This is a genomic window from Oribacterium sp. oral taxon 078 str. F0262 (assembly GCF_000160135.1).
Taxonomy (GTDB): Bacteria; Bacillota; Clostridia; order Lachnospirales; family Lachnospiraceae; genus Oribacterium.
In genome coordinates, this window is sequence record NZ_GG729933.1 from 82,152 (window position 1) to 103,816 (window position 21,665).

Genomic DNA, 21,665 nt, shown 5'->3' on the forward strand with positions numbered 1-21,665 from the left:
TTCAACCTGCATAAACCGAACGGCTGAGAATGAGTATGGCTGGCTGACAGGCTGTTCTACGGACGCGGATTTTTGATCTGGACCAAGGAGGATTCCGTCAGATCCATGCCATACCATTCTACAGCTATAGCAATGAAGGGGGAGCAGATCCTGACTGGTTGCCAGGCCTTCTGTTACCCACAACCTTATTGTAGGAGGAGAAAGAAAATAGCAGAAAGAGAATAAGAGAAAGAGAATAGAAGGGAGGAAAGATTATGGGGATTCGTTTTAGGGTAGCGGGATCGGAGCTTGCGGACTTCGATGAGAGGAGCATTGTAAATGCGGAATTTCTCTCGGAATCGCCGCGGGATTCGAACGCAAAGGCGACGGACTACGGGATCGGACTCAAGGTCTGGGGAAGAGTGCTCTACACGGTGGGCGGAGATACGGACGATGTTTTAAAGCTCGCCCGCTGGTCTCAGATTCCGTCGGAGAGCGCGGACTGCTACCGTATAGCGGAGCTCAGCGTCATCTCCGCGGGGCAGGTCGTCAGGAAGTACCGGATCCCGAATGCCTTTGTACTGGAGTATTCCGAGAAGGCGGATGATGTCCGGGGGATCGGGGAGTTTTATATTCACATCAGGCAGAAAAAGGATCAGAACAGGGACGCGGCGGTCGAGGGCGGCTATGCCGGTGAGTAGAGAGAGGAGCGGATATGGCATACAGGGTACAGGTTGAGGGCGGGGGAGCGTTTGAAATCGCGAAGGAGTGTGTGAGCAGCGTCTCCCTCTCCACGGATATTCCCGCGGACTCCAATGCGCGGACGAACGATGCGGGTGCCACCATGACGATAGAGGGGAAGATCCTCGCCTCGACGGAGGGGGACAGCCGGGATTCTACGAGGCAACTCGCCCTTTGGTCCATGGTGCCGGCGCAGAAGCCGGATTGCTATCGAAGGGTGACGGCGGAGCAGATCGTGGCCGGCATTACGAAGCGGAAGTATATCTTTCCGAATGCCTTCGTGCTCTCCTACCGGGAGAGGCACGGGGATGAGGAGGGGGTGGGGAGCTTCGAGCTCGTACTGAGACAGAAAAAGGATCAGATGGCAAAGCTTGTCGTGGAGGGCGGCTACGCCGCGGAATGAGAAGGGAGGGGATCCGGGTGGATGAAAGAAAGGCCGGGCTGATCTTTTCGATCCTCTGCGTGCTCTCTGCGGATCTTTTGCTCTACAGCATGGAATGGAGTCTGAAGCTTCCGGCCCTTCTCTTCTCCGCCCTCCTTCTCCCCTCTCTTTTTCTCCTTCTCTTCCTTTCGGGAAGGGAAAAGAGGGGGAAGTCCGGAGAATCCGATGCTCTTCCGCTTTCCTCTCTCCTCCTCTTAAACGAGGAGGGGCGGGAGATTCGAAGCTGGAGTCTCCTCGGGAGAAGCTCCCTTCGGATCGGAAGAGGCGGGGAGGGAGAGAGGCCGGAGGTCGACCTCTCCGGACAGGACTTTGAGGAGGAGCTCGCGGCGGAGCACGCGGTCCTAAACCGCGCCGGAGGGCAGTGGTATCTGGAGGACCTTGGAAGCGGAGAGGGGACCCTGCTGCATCTTACGGGGAGCGGGGAGAGTCTTTGGCTTATGGAGCGGCGGAGCATTGTCAGGAGAGGAGACCTGATTCAGATCGGGCGGAACCGTCTCAGGCTTCTCTAGGAGGAGGGAGTATGGGAAACCTGATTCGCTGCAGAAACGGACATATGTTTTCCAGGCGGCGCTGCGGAGATATCTGTCCCTACTGCCATATCGATACATCGGAGAGAAAAAGGAGGGAGGAATCCTTCACGGAGGAGGAGCTCTTCGAGAGTCTCTGGAAGCTCAGTGTGAAGCCGGTCTGCGCCTGGCTGATCTGCATCCGGGGGGCGCAGAAGGGAAGGGATTACCGCATTGTCTCCGGAAAAAACTATATCGGGCGGAGTGACCGGATGGAGATCCAGATCCTGGGGGACAATGAAATCTCCGAGGAAGACCACGCGGCACTTTCCTTCGACAGCAGGGAGGGAGAGGGGACATTGCTTCCGTCTGAAAACGGCGGCATGCTTTATCTGAACGGGAGGGCGCTTTATCTCCCGACAGCGCTCTCCGCCTATGACCTGATCGCGATCGGGGGAAGCGAATTTCTCTATCTCCCCTTTGCGGGAAAGAACTTCTCCTGGGAAGAGGAGGAGAGAGCGGAGGGGCTATGATTTTTTACATTCTCGCCGTGTCCCTTCTGCTTCTCTTTTCTTTTTCCATGCTCCTCCTTCAGCTTTTCTCTCTCCTTTTTGGGAGGAGAGGAAATGGCTGCCGCGTCTATGGGGAACGCGCGATCGGGCAGAGACAGCAGCAGGCGGTTGCCTATGCTTACCTTGGAAGGGGAGACGGGACGCTCGCCGTCCTCTCGGACGCCTCCGGGAGCGGGATCTCGGGAAAGGCGGCGGCGCTTTCTTCCGTCCGCTGCTTTTGCTCCGGCTTTCAGCTTTCCCGGGAGGAGAGGGAGGAAGAGCTTTTGGAAGAGCTCTTTCGGGAGGCAAACTCGCGGCTTTGCCGGATTTTTTACGGACAAAAGGGCAGAGCCTCTGTCGGAGCGCTCTTTGCCTCCGGAGGTGAGCTTCGATACGGGATCTCCGGAGAGCTCTCGCTCTATCTCTACCGGGGCAGAGAGCTCTTGCTTCTCTCGGAGGGGCAGTCCGCGGCGGCTATGATACGGGAGGGATTTCGGAGGGGAAGGATCTCCCGGGAGGCGGCAGAGCGGCTCCTTCGAAGGGAGAGAAGCTTCCGCTATCTCGGAAGAGAGGACTACCAGGGCTTTGCGGGAGCCGGAGAGAAGCTCCGGCTGAAAAGAGGAGATCTCCTCCTTCTCTTAAATAAGGAAATTTCCGGGGCGCTCGGCCGAAGAGAACTGGAGGATCTGATCCGGCGCCACCGCCCGGGAAGGAGGCTCTGCAGGGTCCTGATCCAAAAAGCGAGGGAGAGGAGCGGAGGAGAGGCAGGGAACGCGGGAGTCCTTCTTCTGAGAGCCTGAGAGAAAGACTGCTTCCGCCCCCGGCGATAGGAAGAGCATTGCCGGAGAAGGCGGAGAGACGCTGTGATAGGCAGAGGAGCGGGCGGCAGGGGAAGCGGAGGAGGACAGGAAGCAGGGGAGGCGGAGGAAAGCGCGATGAGAAAGCAGAACAGTAAGTTTAAGACTTCCTTCCTCTCGGAGGAGGGGACGGAGCTTCGGAATCTGGATTGCTTTTCCTATATCGAGCTCTCCGACTTCGCCTGCTATGTGCTTTCGGACGGGCTTCCGGGGCCATCTAAAAGGGATCCCGGGAGGATGGCAGCGGAGGAGATTCTGAGCCGCTTTCAGGCCCGCCCGGCCTGCTCGAAGCGGGCGCTTCGCTCTTATCTTCGGGGAGCCAATGAGAGCTTTCGGAAGGAGGGAGAGGAGAGGCCGGAGGCCTCTGTCCTTCTTGTCCTTACGGATTACCGGAGCTTTTATTATGCCGGTGCGGGAAATGTCCGGCTCCGTCTCTATCGAAACGGAGAGACTATACTGAAAAGCCGGGACAATTCCTATGCGGCAGAGCTTGCGGAGCGGGAGGAAATCCCGGAGGACGCGGTATCTTTGCACGAGGAGAGACAGAACCTGAGCGCCTATCTCGGGCAGAAGCATTTTCATCCCTACCTTTCTAAGAGAATCCCCCTTTCCGATTCGGATATTCTTCTTCTCTATACGAAGGGTATCTGGGAGAATCTGCATGAGGGGGAGATCGCGGAGATTTTCGAGCATTCCGGCGCGGACGGGGAGGAGAGTATCGCCCTTTTGGAAAAAAGCCTTCTCGATCGGCACCCTGCCCGCCTCGATAATTACAGTGCGGCGGCGATCTATGTCGACAAGGTTTTTTTGGAGACGGACTCCGGAAAAAGGCGGCGACGGAGACGGATCATCTGCGCCCTCCTCCTCTGTCTCCTCCTTTTCTTCCTTCTTTTTCTCGCTTCCTTCTTCTATCGGAAGTGGAGGCGGGAGCTCAGGGAGGATCTTCAGAGCTACCGGCTTCGGATGGAGAGCTATCTGGAGCTTGAGAACTTCGGCAGAGCCCGCGAGGAATGTGAGAAGGCGGAGAAGAAGGCGGAGCTTCTCCGGGACAGGGAGGAGAGGGAGAGCCTGAACCGCTACTTAGAGGCCCTCTCCGCCATCCTGGATGCGGATGAGAAATTTTCGGAGAAGCGCTATCAGGATGCGAAGTCCGACTATGAGCTTCTGCTCCGGCGCCTGCCCTATGCGGACAATGTGGGACTGGACCATATCCGGGAGAGAATCCGCTTCATCGACGGCTCTCAGCTGGTCGAAAGGGAGCTTAACGACGGGGAGATTTTGTTCGAGGCCGGAGTCTATGAGGGGGCAAGGGAGCGCTACCGGGAGGCAAAGGATCTGTCCCGGGAGCTCAGCTATGAGGAAGGAAAGATCCGTGCGGAGGAGAAGCTCACGAAGCTGGAGAAGGAGCTTGCAAAGCAGCAGAGCGAGGAGAAATCCGCGGCCGAAGAGCAGGCGGGGCAGCTTGTCCGGGCAAACAGCCTGATCAGCGCCGGGGATCAGGCGCTGAAGGACGGAGACCTTCTGAGCGCAAAGGCGAATTATGAGACAGCGAAGGCGCTCTATGAAAAGAGCGGGGAGAGCGCGGGAGCAGACTCGCTCTCGGAGAAGATGGATTCTCTCAGTCAGAGGATCCAGGCGGACGAGGAGGAGGGGAGAGCCGCGCTTCGCTACCGGCAGGCCGGAGACGACGCCGCACAGAGGGGAGAATATGAGAAGGCGGAGGAGAATTATGACTATGCCAGGAGAATATACCAAAAGCTTCGGGAGGAGATCGAGGTGATTTCGCTGGATCAAAGGATCCGGGATATGCAGAGGAAGCGAGAAGAGCAGAAGGACGAGGAGGGACAAAGGGAGACAGGAGACGGCGGAAGGGAGGGAAAGGGAGAAGAGGGGGATAATGGGAAGACCTCCGGAGAGAGCGAGAGAAGAGAAACGGAAAAGGTCTCGGAGGAAAGCGGCGGAAGAGAAACGGAAAAGGGCGCGGAGAGGAGCGGGGGAGGGGAAGAGGCGGTGCTCTCCGCGGAGACAGGGAGCGAGCGCTGGCCGTAGGAAAGGGAAGAGGGAAGAGGCGGAAGGAGAGAGCGGATGACGAGCGAGGGAAGGGGATTTCTGGGAGAGGATTTTATCTTTTCAGACTATCTCAGGGAGAGATGCGGGGAGAGCCCCGCCTCAGAGGGCATGGATATCCTGATGGATGCTCTTCTTCGGATGAATGAGCTTCTGGAGGGAAGATTCCAGGAGCTCGCCGATCGGGTCTCCCGGGAAGCAGCGCGGAGGGAGAGCCCGCCGGAGATCGGCATGCTTCCCTTCGACCCCTCCGGGAGGAGGCAGAGACCGAAGGGCTTCCATCCGATCCTTCAGGAGGAAGGGGAGCGGAGAACGGAGGAGAGGATCTTCCTCTTCGCGGAGGATTCCGTCTGCGAGGCCTTTTTGCGGGAAGGGAAATTCCCTTTTCACTACCGCCTGGACGGCAGAGAGATAGAGGGCATCGCCTTTGTCCGAAGGGAGAATCAAGCAGGGGAGAGGGTTCGGGAGCTCCGGGAGGCCTTCCTCTTCTGCGCTCTTCCCTGGCACTGCATTCCGATGGCCTACCCGGAGCACTGCTTTATCCTGGAGTTTCCGGCGCTTCCTGAGGGGGCGGAGGGGCCTGATTTTTCCTTCGGGAGCTTCTCCCCCTATGTCAGGAGGGGACTTGAGCTTCTTTGGAATGTCTCAGCGCATCGCTTTTCCGCGCGGGACTTTCTGAGTCCCGCGGAGGACGGTGTCTATTATGAATATGAGATCAGCGCGGGGACAGAGGGGGCTTTCCCGCTCCTTTCCTATCAGGAGGGCTTCCTCTCCCTTCGAAGAGAGAGGGGAAAGCTGATTCTTCGGACGAGCAGGGCGAATCTCCCGCATCTTTCGGGCTTTTTGATCCATCCGATCGAAGAAAAGCAGAGGCGGGAGCCGGAGGGACTTCTCAGCAATCAAAGGGAGGAGAGTCTCCTGGAACGCCTTCGGGAGATGTCGCATCCCCCCGCACTCACAGAGGCGGAGCTTCGCCGACAGGCGTCCTCCCTGCTCCCTTCCTCCGGCCTTTCTCTGGAAGGGATCAGGGGATTTCGGGAGGGGGAAGTGCTCCCGGAGGGGCTGTATTTTCCCGGGGACAGGGAGCAAATGCTCCGGGGTCTCGGACCGCTTCTCCTTCTGGCATTCCGGAGAGAAGGCGGAGATGTCTTTTCGGAGTCCATGCTCCGCTATCTTTTGGAAAGCATGGGGGAGAGCTTTCCGGACTGCCGCTTTGCGGGCTGTTTCCTCTAGGGCAGTACTTTTTTGACAGTATTTACGGGCGGGAGGCAGAATGAACTGTGTCTGGGAAATTTTACTTCACGCGAGGGAATCCGGCTTTCTGCTTTCAGAGCTCCGCTTTTCGGAGAGCAGGAATCCGAGCCCCTATATGGAGAGCGCTTTCCCGCTCCTCAATCAGGAGAAAATCGAGAGCAGAGAGATCGAATTAAACCCGCTCTACCGCTTTGGGGCGGAGCTTTCTCCGATGCTGAAGCATCCGGGACTCTGCGGGCAGCGCTCTGTACTTTTCGATGCATTCTTTCATCTGCTCGCGCTCTGGGATCTTCGAAGCTCCTATACCAGAGAGGAATTTCTGGCGAGCCGACTCCACGCGGAGCTAAGAGAGGGAGCGCTTCGCTTCCTCCGGGAGGACTTCTCGCTTTTCTCTCTCTCGGAGCAAAAGCTCCTGTTCTACGGACTCCTCTCCCTTGAAAAAGGGGCGGAGGCGCTTGGGATTTTTCAACGAGCGGTCGGATTTTTCTACCCGGAGAGCCTTCTCTACCTCCGGGCGGAGGAGGGGGAGCTGATCCTGAGTCTTGGCGTCCCGGAGAATGAGAGGGAGAAGCGGCGCTTTTCCCTCCTTCGGAAGCTTTTCCTGCCGCTCTATATCGAGCTCGTGCTCTTCTGGGACAGGCATTTCGGGATCTTAGGAGTAGCGGAGAGCTTAAGGATCGGGGAGTGCGCGCTTTTTTGAGAGAGCCTTCCATGAGGCGGAAGGCTGTGAAGCGGAGAGAGTATGGAAGGAGCCCGGGAGCGGCATTCTCCCGGGGAGGAAAAAGGAGGGGAGGGATTGGAGATGGAGGAAGGGAGAGGATACCGCTATCGAAGGGAGGAGCTTCTCGGGATGGACAATTCCGAGCTCCGGGAGATCTGCGAGAGAGAACGGATTATCCGGGCCCTCCGCCCGGACTGCGGGGAGGAGGAGAGACGGAAGAGGATCCTCTCGTATTTTGGCTCAGGAGAGCAGGAGCTTATCACGGAGATCTCGGAGAAAGCGGTCGGGAGACTTGAGTGTTTCTTTCGGGAGCTCCGCTTTTCCCCTCTCCCGGAGGACTTTGAGAGTCCCGGAGAGCTCTGCCTTTACCGCGGGGCCGGATTGGATTTTTCGGATTGCTGCTGCCTTAGCTTTCGGGAGGAGCTTATCAATACCAATGCCTTCCTCCTGAACGGGGAGGGAAAGCTGGAGGCGGTACTCCATGTGAATCCGAGGGGAGGGGAGAGGGAATTTTTATATCTTAGGAGGAGAGAGGAGCTCTTTTTCCTCGCGGGAGAGAAACGAAGGCTCCGCCTGATCCTCCTGGATCAGCGGCTTTCCGCGCTCTCCTTCCGGCTCACCGAAAAAGAGCTTTCGCTCCCTGTATCGGCTCTTCGGGCCGGGAGAGCCTATGAGAGGAGTCTTCTCTGTGAGAATCCGGAGCTTCTCGCACTTTCTCATCCGATCGCGCTTTCCTTCGGGAGTATGGGCTCTTCCCTCTCCCTCTATTCCATTTCTTCTCCTTCTTCGTGGGAAACGGAGCCGGGCATCTCCCACACGCACTTTCCGCACTGGAGAGAGGGAGAGCTCCATCCGGAGGCTTGGGTTCCAAATGCGATTTATGTGCGCTCCTTAAAGGAGGGTGCGCCTGTACTGGATTTTGGCTGGGAGGCGCTTGCGAGGGCGGAGGAGAGCCGGTCCGGGGGAAGCCTCTTTCGAAATCTGCGGGCATGGATCCTTCAGCCGGATTGGGAGGAGGCGCTTTTCGACCGGGAGGGGAATTACCGGAGGATCTCCCGCTTTGAGCTGCTGCTTTCCTTCCTCCGCTATCTTTTGGAAAGGACGAGAGCGGAATACAAGTGCAGGACCTCGGAGCTTTGCCTTTCCGCTCCGCTCCCGCAAAGAGAGGCCTTCCGCCGTTTCCTGGAGAGAGCGGAGGAGAGACTCTCCTGCTCCCTCTCTCTTTCTCTCAGTGAAGCGGAGGCCGGGATCTTTCGAAGCATCTTCCTGCGGGAGAAGCGGAGGGGAAGGCTCCCGGACGGAGACTACCGGGCCCTGCTGCTCTCGGTCTCCGGCCTCGGCGCATCCCTGAGTGAATGCGGCTTCTCCCTTCATTCGGAGAGGGGACTCCGGGAGCTCTCGATCCGGCAGTCCTATCGGAAGGGGGATCCTCGCTTTGGAACGGAGCTTTTGCTTCTCCGCCTGATGCGGCTCCTCCAGCTCCGGATCGAAGAGGCGCTCCCGGGAGAGAGAGGGAAGATCCCGGATCCTTCCGGCGGGGAACGAGGGCGGATTCCGATCTGTTTTTGGCGCTGTGAGGGAAAAGAGAGGCAGCCGATCCGGAAAAATTTTTATTTTCTCCGGAGAATCGCATCCGAGCTCCTGGAGGAGCTGCTGTTCTCCTCCTTCGAGCCTTTAGAGCCTTTTTCGAAGGATGGCGGGGAGAAAGCGCGGCCCGCTGAGAATTTTCAGAAGCTCTCGTTTCTCCTCGGGGGAAGACTTTCTCCCCTCCGGGAGCTCCCAGGGCTTAGCTTTAGTCGGACGGAGCTTTCCTGCGCTCTCAGAGAAGAGCTGGATCGGCTTTTGAAGGAATTTTTAGAGGAGGACTATGAGGCGGGGGAGCTCTTTCACTATGATATGATCTCTCTTCTCGGAGGCCTTTCCCGGAGCGGATTGTTTCGGGAGAGCCTGAAGGAGTTCATACCGGGGAGGATGATGGAGGGAGACGGCGGAAATGGAGCTTCCGAGAGGACCGCGCTGTCCGATGCTCTCCTCCTGTATCAGCTTTCACTGCGGGAGGGGAGCTGCCGCGTGCGTTTTCTGCGGGGTGAGATTGCGATCCCCTGCCTGCTTTTCTTCCGGGAAATATCGGGGAGGGAAAGCATACTCCTGGACGGCCGCCGCATCGCGGAGGGAGGGAGCATACGCAGAAATCTCTCCGAGCTTTTGCTTCCGCTTTGCCTTCGGGATCTTTCCGGCAGGCTGAAAAGAGAGCTTTCCTATTCCTTTTTCCGGGAAGAGGCGGAGGAGATCGGCCGTGAGGAGCTCCTTCGCCTTGGCGAAGGGAGGATCCGGCAGGAGGACACAGATGACATCCGAAACGGAGAGCTTGGGATCTTTGCTTTTTTTCTCCCCGAGCGCTGGAGCTTTTCCCTGATCGGGATCTTCAGGAGGGAGGACAGGCTTTTTGCGGGGCCGGAAAAAATCTATGCGATCGAGGAGGAGGAAGATGGAGAGCCGCTATCCGGTATTTACGAGAGGACGGATCCTGAAGGGAGAGATGCTGGAAGCGCTCCGGACTTACCCGGAGCAGTATCTCAGGCTTAGCTATGAGAATTATACTGCCGGGGTGCTCTATGGCCTGAAGCTCTCCTCCTCTGATGAGGGGGACGGACTTCGGATCGGGGGAGGCATCGTGAAATACCGCGGGAGGATTCATATTCTCCCGGAGGAAAAGCTTCTCGCCTGTCCGGCGGATGGGCACAGGAGCTATCTCTACCTCTCCCTCGAGGGAGAGGAGAGGGATGGAGACTGGGAGTGCTTTTCCTTTTCCTACCGCCTTCAGAGAGAGGAGAAGCGGGAGCACGGCCTTCTGCTCGGGAGCTTCTGCCTTCGCCCCGGTTTTCGGCTCCGGGACCGCTATCTTGACTTTCGGGACTGTGCCGCCGCCTTTGATACACTGGATCTTCGAAATGCAGACTACGCGGGGCCCTTTCGCCCGGCCTTTCATCCGAAGCTCCTCCGACTTTACGCCCTGGAAGGACTTCGCCTTCCGGGGCTGTGCGAGGAGGAGTTCCTCTTTTGCCAGCTCCTTCTCAGCCGTCCGGAGGGGGTTTGCCGGGAGAGTCTGGAGCATTACATCGCGAGGCGCCTCCGAAGAGAATACCAGGAGCTCTCGAATCTGGAGCTCTATGAGGGGCTTTCGGAGCTTTTAAAGAGAGGGGGAGGCAGAGGGACGGAGGAGCCGGAGAGGGAAGGGAGGAAGAGGATCTTTCTGAGCTGATGATCGCTTGCGCCTCTTCTCTTCTTTGCTACAATAGAGTGGCAGAGGGCCGGGAATTCCGGCAGGACCTTCATTTAGGAAGAAAGGAAGAGATATGCATCGAATCATACTGGCATCGCAGTCTCCGAGGAGGAGAGAGATCCTTCGGCAGATCGGAATCGAGGCGGAGATCATCCCGAGCGCGCTCGAAGAGGAGAGAGATACGGACGATCCGGAGGAGCTCGTCCGAAAGCTTTCCTTTCAAAAGGCGGCGGATGTCGCGGCGCGCGTGAAGGGAGAGGCTCTTGTGATTGCGGCGGATACCGTGGTCCACCTGGAGGGGGAGATCCTCGGAAAGCCGTGGGACCACCGGGAGGCGGGAGAGATGCTGAGGAAGCTCTCCGGAAAGACGCATTATGTCTATACCGGTGTCAGTCTGATCCTTCTCCCGGAGGACGGAGCTGAAAATCAAAAGCTCCCGCTCTCAGAGAGGGCGGGAGTGAAGAAGCTCGGCTTCACCGAGAGGACGGAGGTCAGCATATGCAGGCTGACAGAGGAGGAGATAAGAGACTATGCGGAATCGGAGGAACCGATGGATAAGGCGGGAGCCTATGGAATCCAGGGCGTCTTCTCCCGCTATGTCCGTGGGATCAACGGGGATTTCTATAATGTCATGGGACTCCCCGCCTCTCACCTCTACCATATGATGAAGCGGATCGAGCAGCTCTAGGGAAGCAGGCTGAGCCATTCATTTTGCTTCCGCTCCCTGCCGCGGGGCGAGCGTTTTAACCAGCGGGGCGGGGCTGAGCATCTTTGACAAGCGGCGGCTACGCAGGATGCTCTCGCTCCCTTTGCCGCATCCTAAGCGATGTAAAACGCGGCATCGTTTAGGATGCGGCAAAGGGAGCGGCTCCTCGTTGGACGGCGGAAAAGGAAGAGATGACGGAGAGATCAGAAGCTGATCAGTCCGAACACACTTGCGAGGGAGCTGAAGAGGATGATCGCGACAAAGAAAGGACAGAGGTACTTAATCATGAAGTTAAAGACAGCTCTTCTTTGAAAGAGCGCCCCGTTCTTCGTGAGCTCTGCCGCAATCTTGTCCACGCCGATCACGCGGACGATGAGGAGACAGGTCGCCATGGCGGCGAGCGGCATCATGACGGAATTCGTCAGAAAGTCAAAGAAGTCCAGGAACTGCATGCCGACGATCTTCACCATCGAGAGAGGACCGTAGCCGAGCGCGCTCAGACTTCCGAGGAGCGCGATGATGATAAAGAGCACGAGGCTTGCTCTCTTTCTGCCCCAGTGCAGCTCATCCTGAAAGGTGGAGACCGCGCTCTCCGCGAGCGCGATGGCACTGGTCAGTGCGGCGAAGAGAACCAGCAGGAAGAAAATGATGCCCGCTGGGCGGCCGAAGCCCATGCTCGCGAAGATTTTCGGCATGGTGATAAACATAAGGGAAGGCCCTGCCTTCAGGACGCCGGGATCTCCTCCGGAGAAGGCGAAGACTGCGGGGATGATCATGAGCCCCGCGAGGACCGCGATCGCCGTGTCGAAGATCTCCACATGGGTCGTCGCGGCCTCAATGGAGAGATCATCCTTCATATAAGAGCCGAAGGTCACGAGGATTCCCATCGCGATGGAGAGGGAGTAGAACATCTGCCCCATCGCGGCGACTACGGTCATCCAGGAGAAATTCTTCGGATTCGGAATCAGAAAGTACTTCACCCCGCTCAGCGCGCCGGGGCGGGTGATGGCATAGACGGAGATGATGACGGCCAGTACGACGAGGACGGGCATCATCAGAGTGGAGACCCGCTCGATCCCGTTCTGCACTCCCATATAGATGACGAGCATGGTGAGAAGGGAGAAGAGCAGGAACCAGGGCTCCGCCTGAGAGCTTCCGATAAAGCCGGAGAAGTAAGTATCCGATGCGAGGACTGAGACATCTCCGCGGAGATAGCCGAAAAGGTATTTGCAGACCCAGCCTCCGATTACGGAATAATAGGGGACGATGAGGATCGGGATCACGGCATTGATCCAGCCTCCGGCCCGGAACATCCAGTCGCGCCCGAAATGAAGATAGGCTCCGACGGGACTTTTTCTGGTCATCCTTCCGAGGGCGGACTCCGCAATGATCATGGTATAGCCAAAGGACAGGACCAGGAGCAGATAGACGAGGAGGAAGATCCCGCCGCCGTATTTTGCGGCGAGGTAAGGAAACCTCCAGATATTGCCAAGTCCCACCGCGGAACCGGCTGCGGACAGGACGAAGCCGAGCTTCGAGGAGAAGCTGCTCCGTTTATTTTTCTTTTCCATTGCTTTTCATTCCCCTTTTGAAAATTCATGCCGGAATCAGCGGCACTACCATAACATAAGCCCGCGCTCTTTCGGGAGGCACTTTTCCTTGAGAAGATTCAAGTACGCTCCGGTTCTGTCTGATGGCAGACTTCTGCGCTCAGGACTCGGCCTTGCCCGGGAGACATCAGCCGCTCTCCCTTCGGGAGGCACTTCTCTTTGAGAAGACTCGAGAACGCTCAGGCTATTCGCATTCCCGCTATCCTAGCATAAGGACTCCGGAAAAGCTATAGAAAGAGGAGCGATTGCCGAAAAGAGCCGGGGCGAAGAGGGGAAAGGAGCAGCCATGTCAAATATTCGGATCTGTCCCAGAGGGCACTGGTTCTCCCGGAGCCGCTCTCCTTTTGTCTGTCCGGTCTGCGGATTTCAGATGGACTCTCCGGAGAGGCGCTATTTTCTGCTCCGGGCGCGCTTCGGGCTTTCAGTCTTTGAGGAGCGGCCCTGCACCGCCCTGCTTCTTTCCCTTTCGGATGAGAAGGCAGGAGGCTTTTTCCCGCTCAGCTTCGGTCTCCAATATCTGGGATCCGGAGACTCAGACCTTCTCTATGAGCCCTCCCTTTTGAAAAGGCATGCGGCCTTCTATTATGATGAGACAAAGAGGTGCTGCTTTCTCCTTCCCGCGAGAGGGAGAGGGATCGTGCGGCTGGAGGGGGAGATGGTCCACGAGGCGGCAGTGCTCCGGGATAAGATGACCCTGGAGCTCTCCGGGAAAAGATTTCGCTATCTGGAGCTCGACGGGAAATACGGAAGGCTCTGGGACGGAATTCTCAGGACAGAGAGAGGATACCGGGAGAGGGCGGAGAGGGAGTCCGAGTTCCGGGAGCATTTTTTCCGCTATAAGAAGGAGAGAGAGGAGGATCTTAGAAGAGAGAGGGAGGAGAGAAGGGGGAGACTCAGGAAAGAAGAAGGCCAGGAGAGAGAGGAGCGGGCAGAGAGGTCAGATGTGGGGAGGACCTTTGGAGAAGGGAAGTGTTTCAAAGAGGAGGAGCGGGGAGCGATAGAGGGCTTTCTTCTCTGTATCGACGGAGCAGGAGCCGGGAGACTCTGGGCGCTTTATGATGGATGGAACCGGATCGGGAGCGGCGCTTTGATGGAGATTTCCCTTCCTTCCTCCCCCGGGCTTCGGGAGAAGGAGCACGCGGTCATCTATATCATCGGAGAGGAGAAACGGGCCTTGCTTCTCGGGGAGAAGTGCAGAGGTCTCGTGAGGCTTCAGGGGAAGGCCGGTTACCGGACCGCGCTTCTTCGAAATGGAGATATCCTGGAGCTTGGGGCGAGCCGTCTTCTCTATATCGGGATTCTTCTCTGAGGGATATTCTGTCGTTAAATGGGGACCTATCCATTGATTCAGGAGCAGCTCTTGACAAAATATATTCTAGTACTAGAATATAAAGTATGAAAACGACATCGACAGAGCAACTGATTCTGGGAATTCTCTCGGAGGGGCCGGAGTACGGCTATAGGATTGAAGGTATTATTGAGAAGCGGGACATGAGAAAGTGGGCGGACATAGGTTTTTCTTCCATTTATTATGTGCTGGAAAAGCTGGAAAAAAAGGGACTGGCCACGGCGGAGCCGTCGAGGGGGAGAGAGAAGAAACGCTACTTCATCACAGAGTCCGGGAAGGAAAGTCTGAGGGAGGAGACGAGAAGGCAGATTGCGAAGAGACGACCTTCCAATACGCATCTTATGACCGGTCTTGCGAACAGCCATTGCATCGGCGATGAGGAATGGCGTCTCGCCCTGGAGGAAAGAAGACGGCAGCTTGCGTGGGATTATGCGGCACTTCAGAAAAAGCTTCCGCTGGAAGAAGAGAAGTCTCCTTCTGCCGGGCGTCTGTTCCGCTTAAGTGAGAGACTGCTTCGTGCCGAGCTGGACTTTGTGGAGGGAGAGCTGGAAAGAATGGAGGGAAAAGGATGAAACTGGATCTGAAACCGTATCGTGGGCAGCACTGCGAGACGACGGCGACCGGGACGCTTCTTCGGCAGATCGGACTTGAATGCAGCGAGCCGATGCTCTTCGGCCTCGGGGAAGGACTCTCATTTTTCTTCTGGAAGACGAAATCCATGGACTATCCCTTTCTCGGAGGAAGGATCAAACCGGACCTTTTGACGAAGAATATCGCGAGAAATCTGGGCTTAAGGCTCACGGTGCGGGAGAGCTCCTCCAGAGAGAGGGCGTGGAGATCCGTGAAGGAGCTTCTGGACAGCGGAAAAGCGGTGGGCCTGAAGCTGGATTGCTACCACCTTGAGTATTTCTCTCATCCGATTCACTTTGCGGGGCACTATGTCGCGATCGTCGGCTACGACGAGGAATCCGCCTTTTTGGTGGATACCGAGCAGCAGGGCTCTGAGGCGAAGACCTCGCTGAGAAGTCTTTCGGAGGCGAGAGCTGAAAGGGGGTCCATGTCCTCCCGAAACCTCTATTATGTGATAGAGCGGGGAGCAGAGGTCACGCCGCTCAGAGAGGCCATAGAGAGCGCGATACAAAATAATGCGGAATGCTATCTCAACCCTCCTATCAAAAATTCGAGCTATAAGGGGATCGAGAAGGCGGGCAGGGAGATTGTCGCTTGGTTTGACCGCTCTCAAAACAGGAAAGAGGAGTTTGGGATGAGCGCCATGCTGATGGAAAGAGCCGGAACCGGCGGAGCGATCTTCCGGAATCTGTACCGGGATTTTCTCGGGGAGGCCTATAAGCTGACGGAAAGGGAGGGGATAGGGAGAGCATACGAGCGCTTCCGAGGGATTGCCAGGAGCTGGTCAGAGCTGATCGCTCTGCTGGAAAAGGTGGCCGAGGAGGAAGACAGGAGAGATATCCTGGAGGCCTCGGAAAGGTTGAAAGAGCTCTCCGAGAGAGAGCGGGAGGCGATGCAGCTGCTCCTGGCCGGCGACTGACAATCAATGAAGCCAGTCCTCCTCTATAAATTTTGCCAATAAAACGGAGATTTTAACCTTTTTTTCTGATATAATGATTTCAGTGTCATAAGCCTGCCTCCACGACGTGCTTTCACGGAAGTGGAGGCAAGATTTTATGGCGGGATTATATAGGATCATATAAAAGAGTGTAAGTGCTGTTGAAAAGGAGGACAGGAATATGAGAAAAATAGAGGAGTCGCTCCGGGAATTTTTTGAGCACGAGCATTGGAGCTATGATTATTATGAGGAAAAGGGCTACTTTCGAAGCGGGGTAGACCTTGAAAATATTCTTGGCAATGTCAATCTCTATATTATTGTCGGTGAGACCGATTATCAGGTCTATTCCGTGCTGAACCTGAAGGTGGAGCCGGATCGCTTCGCCGCGGTGTCAGAGTTCATTACGCGCGCCAATTACGGGCTTCGGAACGGAAACTTTGAACTGGACTATGCGGACGGGGAGGTCCGCTACAAGGTCTACATTACCTCGGAGTTTGGGGATATTCCGGAAAATATCGTGAGAGACAGCATCTATACGGGGATCTATATGATTGAGCGCTACGGGAGGGCGCTGCTCCGTTTGATTTTGATCGGCGGAGATCCGGCGGCTTATATCCAGAGTATCGAAAACCCGGAGGGAAATCATCTGGACTTTGGCTGATCGGAAAGCAGGTAGTCGGAGGCCCTGCGCCCGGCCTCTGCGCCGTCTCTTGCGGCATCGTCTGGCAGGGGGCATTTTCGGCAGAGTTCTCCCGCGAGGAAAAGTCCCGCCGGGAGAGGGAGGGAAGAGGCCTCCGGGCTTTCTCCTGGGAAGGGCAGGAGCGTAGGTCCTTCGGGAGAGGACGCTTCTCCCGTTGCCAGGATCAGAGCGCGGCAGAAAAAATGCTTCTCCTCCCCTTCGTCCTGCCGGACAAGAAGCGAAAAAAGATGCTCCCTATCCGCTCCAGAGAACTTCGTTTCCCGGAGCTCGCAGCCGCAGCTGACGGAGAGCTCATAATTTTCAAGAAGGGAGAGGAAATGCTTCAGGCAGGCGGCGCTTCCGATCGCCCGATGAAAGATCTCTCGCCCCGCTTCCTCCTCATTCTTCCTTCGAAGGCGGCCGCCGGGAAGCTTTTCCCGTTCCAGACAGAGGATATTCTGAAGCCCCTGATCCGAGGCCGCGGCAAAGGCGGCGAGACCGGCGGGGCCGGAGCCGACGACGATGAGATCAGCGAAGAGCCCTTCTTTTTCAGAAGACCTCTCCGGCATGGTTTCCTGCATGCTTCCTCCTCTGTGTGAGCGGATTCACTTCTCCGAATGATCCACTTCTCCGAATGATTCATTTCTCCGAATGATTCACTTCTCTGCGGCAAAGGTCCCTTTCTGAAGACGTTCTTCCCGGATTCCTTTCTCAAAGGATTTCCAGATCCTCTCCGGAGGATCCGTCTCCCGAACCCGCAGGAGCGCATGGGGAGGGATCGATCACTCCTCCGTGTGGGCGTCTCCCATCATAAATTCCACGACCTTCTTCATATCCTCCGGCTCATGGACGATGAGGTCCAGCTCCTTGATATAGGCCTTATCCAGGAGGCGGGACATCATGAGCATCTGGGCGAGCTTTGAGCGCAGATTGATCCGATCTCCCTCCGGGGAGACCAGCTCCACGGTTCCCTTCAGATTGTTCAGGAGCTCGAAGAGCCCTTCTACATTGTTTACATTTTCTATCTTCATGGCAAAGTCCTTTCTTCTTTTTAAACCCTCATCACCTTAGCCCAGAGCGGAAAAAAAAGCAAGACTTTTGCGGGGGATTGTTTTAGAATGGCGGAAGAATGTAAAGGAGAGTGAAGGGGCTTTTCGCATCAAAGCGGAGAAAAAGGATGGAGAAATGAAAATCGTCATAGGAAATGATCATGCGGCTTTGGAGATGAAACGGGAGATCGCAGAATATCTTAAAGGTAAGGGGATAGAGGTCCTGAATGTGGGGACGGACAGCCCGGAGCGCTACCCCTATCCGCTCGCGGGCTATCACGTAGCGAAAACAGTGGCGGAAGGGGGAGCGGACTGCGGGATCGCGATCTGCGGCACCGGAATCGGCATTTCCCTCGCCGCGAACAAGGTCCCGGGCATCCGGGCCTTTGCCTGCAGCGAGCCCTACTCTTCGGAGATGGCAAAGCGGCACAACAATGCGAATGTGCTTTGCTTCGGGGCGCGCGTCGTCGGAACGGAGCTTGCAAAAAGGATCGTGGATGCCTGGCTGAACGCAGAGTTTGAGGGCGGGCGCCATAAGGAGAGGGTCGATATGATCACAGAGCTCGAGAGAAACGGCAGACTGGAGGAGAATCGCCTCTGATGGGACAGGAATCCCCCCCGCTGCTGATGGGGCGGGAGTCCGTTCTCCGGCAGTCGTATCCGTTCAGCATCCTTTCGCAGAGAGTCCGGCGGCGCGGAGATTTTCCAGAAAGCTCTCCCGGGAGCGGGTCGCGATGAGCTCCTCCGGGAAGCGGATCTCCGAGAGCATGGAGCGGACCTTATCGAATTTTCCGATCCGAAAGGAGATATGGGCGTCGGTTCCGGTTGAAATCGGGACGGAAAGCTCCGCACAGCGGACGGCGATTTCACGGCAGCGCTTCGGGATCTCCCCCTCATCGCAGAGGGAGTGCTCATTGATCTCGATCAGCTTATGGAGCTCTTTTGCGCGGAGCAGAATGGGGTCCAGCTCGAGGGGAAGACCAGTTCGGCCGATATGCCCGAGAATCAGAACCTTCGGCTGCTCCAGAGCCTTAAGGTAGAGCTCGGTACACTGCCTGCTTCCCGCGTCTTTTGTGAAGCTCATCCGGTGGACCGACGCGATCACATAATCCATCGGCTTTATGACCCGCTCGAGAAGGCTCTTTTCGCCGTCCGGATAGGGATCGTCGTCGATATTGTTCCGGATCGGAATGTCGTAGCCGAAGAGGTGGCCGTCCAGATCCACGATATCCGCTTCGCAGCCCCGGAGGACGCTTACGCCCATCCATTCCCGGGGGATCAGATGAGAGACGCAGAGATATTGATAATTTCTGAGATTCTTATAGTCCGGATAGAGCATGGGAGAGTAGTGATCCGTCGTCGCCAGGAGCTCCAGTCCCTGTTCTGAGGCGGCCCGGACGTTCTCCTCGATGGTGGAAAAGGCGTGCCGGGAATAAAGAGTATGGGTGTGAACGTCGCATTTTATTTCGATCAATGCTTTTCTCCTTCCTTTTCGCGGATGCGGAGCGCGCGCTCTGCGCCTTCAGGGCATACTGCGAGATCCAGCTCAACGGGGCAATGATCGGAGCCCATAATCTCCGGATGGATCGAGGCACCCCTGATCCGCTCCCGAAGCTTCTCCGAGACCACAAAGTAGTCGATCCTCCACCCCACGTTCCGTTCCCGCGCCTTTGTGCGGTAGCTCCACCAGCTGTAGGCATCGCGCTCCTCCGGGTGGAGGAAGCGGAAGGAATCCAGGTAGCCGCAGTCCAGAAGGCGGGAGAACTTTGCTCTCTCATCATCCGTGAAACCGGCGTTATGATGGTTGCTCGCGGGATTTTTCAGATCGATCTCCTGGTGCGCGACATTGAGATCGCCGCAGTAGATGACCGGCTTCTTCTCCTCCAGGGAGAGGATGTATTCCCGGAAGGCATCCTCCCACTCCATCCGATAGGAAAGGCGCTGGAGCTCATTCTGAGAGTTCGGCACGTAGACCGTGAGGATATAGCAGTCCGGAAATTCCGCGCTGATTACCCGCCCCTCCCGGTCATGCTCCGGGATCCCGATGCCGTAGCTCACCGACAGGGGCTCCTCCTTCGAAAAGAGAGCGGTTCCGGAGTAGCCCTTTTTCTCCGCATAGTTCCAGTATTGGTGATAGTCCGGGAGGCTGAGCTCCGCCTGCCCCTCCTGAAGCTTCGTCTCCTGAAGGCAGAAGACATCCGCGTCTAGGGCGTGAAAATCACTCAGAAAGGTCTTTCCGAGCACGGCGCGAAGCCCATTGACATTCCAGGAAATCAGTTTCTTCACCATGAAAATTCCTCCATTTACGGCTGCTCCTGATCCCGCTCCTGTCCGTCGGATGCCTGATCCCGGATTCCCTGTTTCATTCCGACTGCCTCATTATCTGCGGGAGGCGCCTTCCGCCCCATTTTGAACCGCGCCTTTTTGCATGTCACTCTCCGGATTTTGAGCCGCGCTTTCTTTCGCGCTCCTGTCTCGATAGCTGTCTCTCTATGTCTCTGCTTCCTCAACTTTGAACAGGATCATAGCATGATTTCGCCCTTAAAAGCAAACCCCCAATGCAGCGGAAAGAGCGGGGCGATTGACAGAATTTTGCATTTTTGTTAGAGTTCAGCCAGCAGTACGAAAAAAACCGGCAGTATTGAAGGAGCAGAAGCAGGCCCGCTCCCAAGGACGCGAAAAATGGCGCGGAAACGGGTGGGACGGGGCATTTTTTTCTGGAAGCTTTGAGGGGAGTACCGCCTTTTCTCCGGGGGGCCTTGAGAAGCGGCCGGGAAAGAAATGCGGGACCGGCCCTGACCTTGCTGCCGGAGAGTGATATCGGATCCGGCGGCAGCGTGAAAAGCCCCGCCGATGGACGGCGGAGCTTCCGGCGCGGAAAAGGCTGCCGAAGGGATGTGGAGTTTCCGAGCAGGGGATGTGGGGGAGAGAAGCCTTCCCAAGGAGAAGGGCAGCAGGATTTTGGAGGCCAGTAAGTATGAGGATAGCGGTTTCGACGGATTCCGGTTCCGGAATCTCGCAGAAGGAGAGCAAAGAGCTCGGGATTTCTGTCGTCCCGATGCCCTTTCGCATCGATGGGAAAGAGTATTTCGAGGACATCAATCTGAGCCGCGAGGAATTCTTTGAAATGCTGAAGAAGGATTGCGAGATCGCGACCTCGCAGCCCTCTCCGGAGGATGTCATGAAGCTCTGGGACGCGCTTTTACAGGAAAATGATGCCGTCGTCCATGTCCCGCTCACCTCCGGACTCTCCGGGGCGGCGCAGACCGCTCTCATGCTCTCCGAAGAAGAGAAATATGCGGGGAAGGTCTTTGTCTCGGACAGCCGCGGGGTCTCGGTCACACAGCGTCAGCACTGTATTTTTGCGAAGCGCCTTTCGGCGGAGGGGAAGACTCCGGAGGAGATCCGGGATATCCTGAACCAAAACGCGGAGAGAAACAGCATCTTCATCGCGGTAGACAGTCTGAAATATCTGAAAAGGGGAGGGAGGATCACGCCGATGGCGGCCGCGATCGGGACGCTTCTCCACATTAAGCCGGTCTTAACGATCGTAAGAGGCGGGAAGCTGGATTCCTATACGAAGGTCCGCACACAGAAGATGGCAAAGGAGGCGATCATCAGCGGGCTCTGGGAGGATCTCAGAAAAAAGCATGGGGACCCGGACGGAAGTCACTGCTACCTGGCGGTCGCCTACACGGATAACCCGGAGCAGGCGGAGCAGTTCGCATCGGAGCTTTCGGAAAGCTTCCCAAAGCGTCTTAATCCAAAAATTGTCGTGGAACCGCTTTCTCTTCTGATTTCCTGTCACATTGGTCAGAATGGACTCGGCGCCGCACTGATAGAAGAGCTTTGAGACAGTGTTTTCTGCCGGTCCCGGTCCGATGCAGAACGCTCTCGCTCCGACTGCCGCGGCCAAAAGCGCGGGGGCTTAGGGAAACACTGATTTAATCAAAAAAATACGTGCCAACGGACGTGATGCCGCAAAAGCGTGCGGAACGCCGGTACCTAATGAACACTAATGTGATGATCTGTGAATTTAGTGCCGCTGTGTGGGGCCCCGAACGAGAGTGCCTTTTGAGGCACAAGCCATGGCACATGAGTCATGAATCTTCGCCTTTTCGGAGGCGCCGGGACAAAAGACGCCCTGCTTATGGATTGGTCGGCGCCTCGATTCCTTTGCCCTTTCGGATATTCGAAAGAGTAGAAATCGCCGCAATGCAGAACGGAAGCTGTGTTCGATTTCCTTATCCCCTGGATATCCGAAAGCCTGTCAAGTGGGCTGAGCCCGCATTTTCCGCTGCACAG

22 protein-coding genes are annotated in these 21,665 nt (G+C 56.7%); 17 read left to right on the forward strand and 5 right to left on the reverse strand.

All coding sequences use genetic code 11. The annotated features are described in order from the left end of the window. The first annotated feature begins 254 nt into the window (after positions 1-254). The 11 genes from GCWU000341_RS00380 to GCWU000341_RS00430 all read left to right on the forward strand — a co-directional run bounded on the left by GCWU000341_RS00380 (position 255) and on the right by GCWU000341_RS00430 (position 11,089). A complete protein-coding gene (locus GCWU000341_RS00380) occupies positions 255-680 on the forward strand; it encodes a hypothetical protein (protein ID WP_009213604.1) in 426 nt (141 codons plus the stop codon). A gap of 14 nt (positions 681-694) precedes the next feature. Next, positions 695-1,123 (forward strand): hypothetical protein, encoded by a 429-nt coding sequence (locus GCWU000341_RS00385; RefSeq protein WP_009213605.1) that lies wholly within the window; start codon positions 695-697, stop codon positions 1,121-1,123. 17 nt (positions 1,124-1,140) lie between these two features. Further along, positions 1,141-1,671 carry an FHA domain-containing protein gene (locus GCWU000341_RS12505; protein ID WP_207635060.1) on the forward strand — a complete coding sequence of 177 codons (531 nt, stop codon included), beginning with the start codon at positions 1,141-1,143 and terminating at the stop codon, positions 1,669-1,671. 11 nt (positions 1,672-1,682) lie between these two features. Then, on the forward strand, positions 1,683-2,201 hold the full coding sequence (locus tag GCWU000341_RS00395; RefSeq protein ID WP_040652796.1) for an FHA domain-containing protein: 519 nt from the start codon (positions 1,683-1,685) through the stop codon (positions 2,199-2,201). Further along, positions 2,198-3,019, forward strand: a complete 822-nt coding sequence (locus GCWU000341_RS00400; RefSeq protein WP_009213608.1) for a hypothetical protein — start codon at positions 2,198-2,200, stop codon at positions 3,017-3,019. Before GCWU000341_RS00395 ends, GCWU000341_RS00400 begins: the two co-directional genes overlap by 4 nt. A gap of 63 nt (positions 3,020-3,082) precedes the next feature. Then, entirely contained in the window at positions 3,083-5,125 is a 2,043-nt protein-coding gene (locus GCWU000341_RS00405) for a putative tetratricopeptide repeat-containing domain protein (protein ID WP_009213609.1), read from the forward strand. Positions 5,126-5,161: 36 nt separating this feature from the next. Then, positions 5,162-6,376 (forward strand): hypothetical protein, encoded by a 1,215-nt coding sequence (locus GCWU000341_RS00410; RefSeq protein WP_009213610.1) that lies wholly within the window; start codon positions 5,162-5,164, stop codon positions 6,374-6,376. A gap of 40 nt (positions 6,377-6,416) precedes the next feature. Beyond that, a complete protein-coding gene (locus GCWU000341_RS00415; RefSeq protein ID WP_009213611.1) occupies positions 6,417-7,097 on the forward strand; it encodes a hypothetical protein in 681 nt (226 codons plus the stop codon). A 96-nt stretch (positions 7,098-7,193) separates the two neighbouring features. Further along, positions 7,194-9,704, forward strand: coding sequence for a hypothetical protein (locus tag GCWU000341_RS00420; protein ID WP_155812535.1), 2,511 nt, complete (start codon positions 7,194-7,196; stop codon positions 9,702-9,704). Further along, positions 9,607-10,380 carry a hypothetical protein gene (locus GCWU000341_RS00425; RefSeq protein ID WP_050761855.1) on the forward strand — a complete coding sequence of 258 codons (774 nt, stop codon included), beginning with the start codon at positions 9,607-9,609 and terminating at the stop codon, positions 10,378-10,380. The genes GCWU000341_RS00420 and GCWU000341_RS00425 overlap by 98 nt, the downstream gene beginning before the upstream one ends. Positions 10,381-10,474: 94 nt before the next feature. Further along, positions 10,475-11,089, forward strand: a complete 615-nt coding sequence (locus GCWU000341_RS00430) for a Maf family protein (protein WP_009213614.1) — start codon at positions 10,475-10,477, stop codon at positions 11,087-11,089. A 221-nt stretch (positions 11,090-11,310) separates the two neighbouring features. On the opposite strand, the gene GCWU000341_RS00435 is transcribed toward GCWU000341_RS00430, so the two are convergent. Further along, the gene (locus GCWU000341_RS00435) at positions 11,311-12,678 is read right to left on the reverse strand and encodes a sodium-dependent transporter (protein WP_009213615.1); all 1,368 of its coding nucleotides are present in this window, start codon (positions 12,676-12,678) and stop codon (positions 11,311-11,313) included. 325 nt (positions 12,679-13,003) lie between these two features. Between GCWU000341_RS00435 and GCWU000341_RS00440 the strand changes: the two genes are divergently transcribed. From GCWU000341_RS00440 to GCWU000341_RS12510, 4 genes are all read left to right on the forward strand, one after another. Next, entirely contained in the window at positions 13,004-14,026 is a 1,023-nt protein-coding gene (locus GCWU000341_RS00440; protein WP_040652798.1) for an FHA domain-containing protein, read from the forward strand. A gap of 86 nt (positions 14,027-14,112) precedes the next feature. Next, positions 14,113-14,637, forward strand: coding sequence for a helix-turn-helix transcriptional regulator (locus GCWU000341_RS00445; protein WP_009213617.1), 525 nt, complete (start codon positions 14,113-14,115; stop codon positions 14,635-14,637). Then, positions 14,634-15,614 carry a BtrH N-terminal domain-containing protein gene (locus tag GCWU000341_RS00450; protein WP_009213618.1) on the forward strand — a complete coding sequence of 327 codons (981 nt, stop codon included), beginning with the start codon at positions 14,634-14,636 and terminating at the stop codon, positions 15,612-15,614. The genes GCWU000341_RS00445 and GCWU000341_RS00450 overlap by 4 nt, the downstream gene beginning before the upstream one ends. A 199-nt stretch (positions 15,615-15,813) precedes the next feature. Next, entirely contained in the window at positions 15,814-16,293 is a 480-nt protein-coding gene (locus GCWU000341_RS12510; protein ID WP_009213620.1) for a YbjN domain-containing protein, read from the forward strand. Here GCWU000341_RS12510 and GCWU000341_RS00460 read toward each other — a convergent pair. Continuing rightward, positions 16,275-16,892: an FAD-dependent oxidoreductase gene (locus tag GCWU000341_RS00460; protein ID WP_009213621.1), complete on the reverse strand. Its 618-nt coding sequence runs from the start codon at positions 16,890-16,892 to the stop codon at positions 16,275-16,277. The two genes, GCWU000341_RS12510 and GCWU000341_RS00460, sit on opposite strands and share 19 nt — an antisense overlap. A 201-nt stretch (positions 16,893-17,093) precedes the next feature. Further along, positions 17,094-17,342, reverse strand: coding sequence for a hypothetical protein (locus GCWU000341_RS00465; RefSeq protein ID WP_009213622.1), 249 nt, complete (start codon positions 17,340-17,342; stop codon positions 17,094-17,096). Positions 17,343-17,496: 154 nt separating this feature from the next. On the opposite strand from GCWU000341_RS00465, the gene rpiB reads away from it, so the two are divergent. After that, positions 17,497-17,961, forward strand: a complete 465-nt coding sequence (gene rpiB / locus GCWU000341_RS00470; RefSeq protein WP_040653103.1) for a ribose 5-phosphate isomerase B — start codon at positions 17,497-17,499, stop codon at positions 17,959-17,961. A 63-nt stretch (positions 17,962-18,024) separates the two neighbouring features. Here the strand turns inward: rpiB and GCWU000341_RS00475 are convergent, their stop codons facing one another. Together GCWU000341_RS00475 and GCWU000341_RS00480 are read right to left on the reverse strand one after the other, a co-directional pair. Beyond that, positions 18,025-18,834, reverse strand: coding sequence for a PHP domain-containing protein (locus GCWU000341_RS00475; RefSeq protein ID WP_009213624.1), 810 nt, complete (start codon positions 18,832-18,834; stop codon positions 18,025-18,027). Then, entirely contained in the window at positions 18,831-19,646 is an 816-nt protein-coding gene (locus GCWU000341_RS00480; RefSeq protein WP_050761890.1) for an exodeoxyribonuclease III, read from the reverse strand. Before GCWU000341_RS00480 ends, GCWU000341_RS00475 begins: the two co-directional genes overlap by 4 nt. A 691-nt stretch (positions 19,647-20,337) precedes the next feature. On the opposite strand from GCWU000341_RS00480, the gene GCWU000341_RS00490 reads away from it, so the two are divergent. Beyond that, complete coding sequence (locus GCWU000341_RS00490; RefSeq protein WP_009213629.1) at positions 20,338-21,213, forward strand: DegV family protein; 876 nt, start codon at positions 20,338-20,340, stop codon at positions 21,211-21,213. Positions 21,214-21,665: the final 452 nt, after the last annotated feature.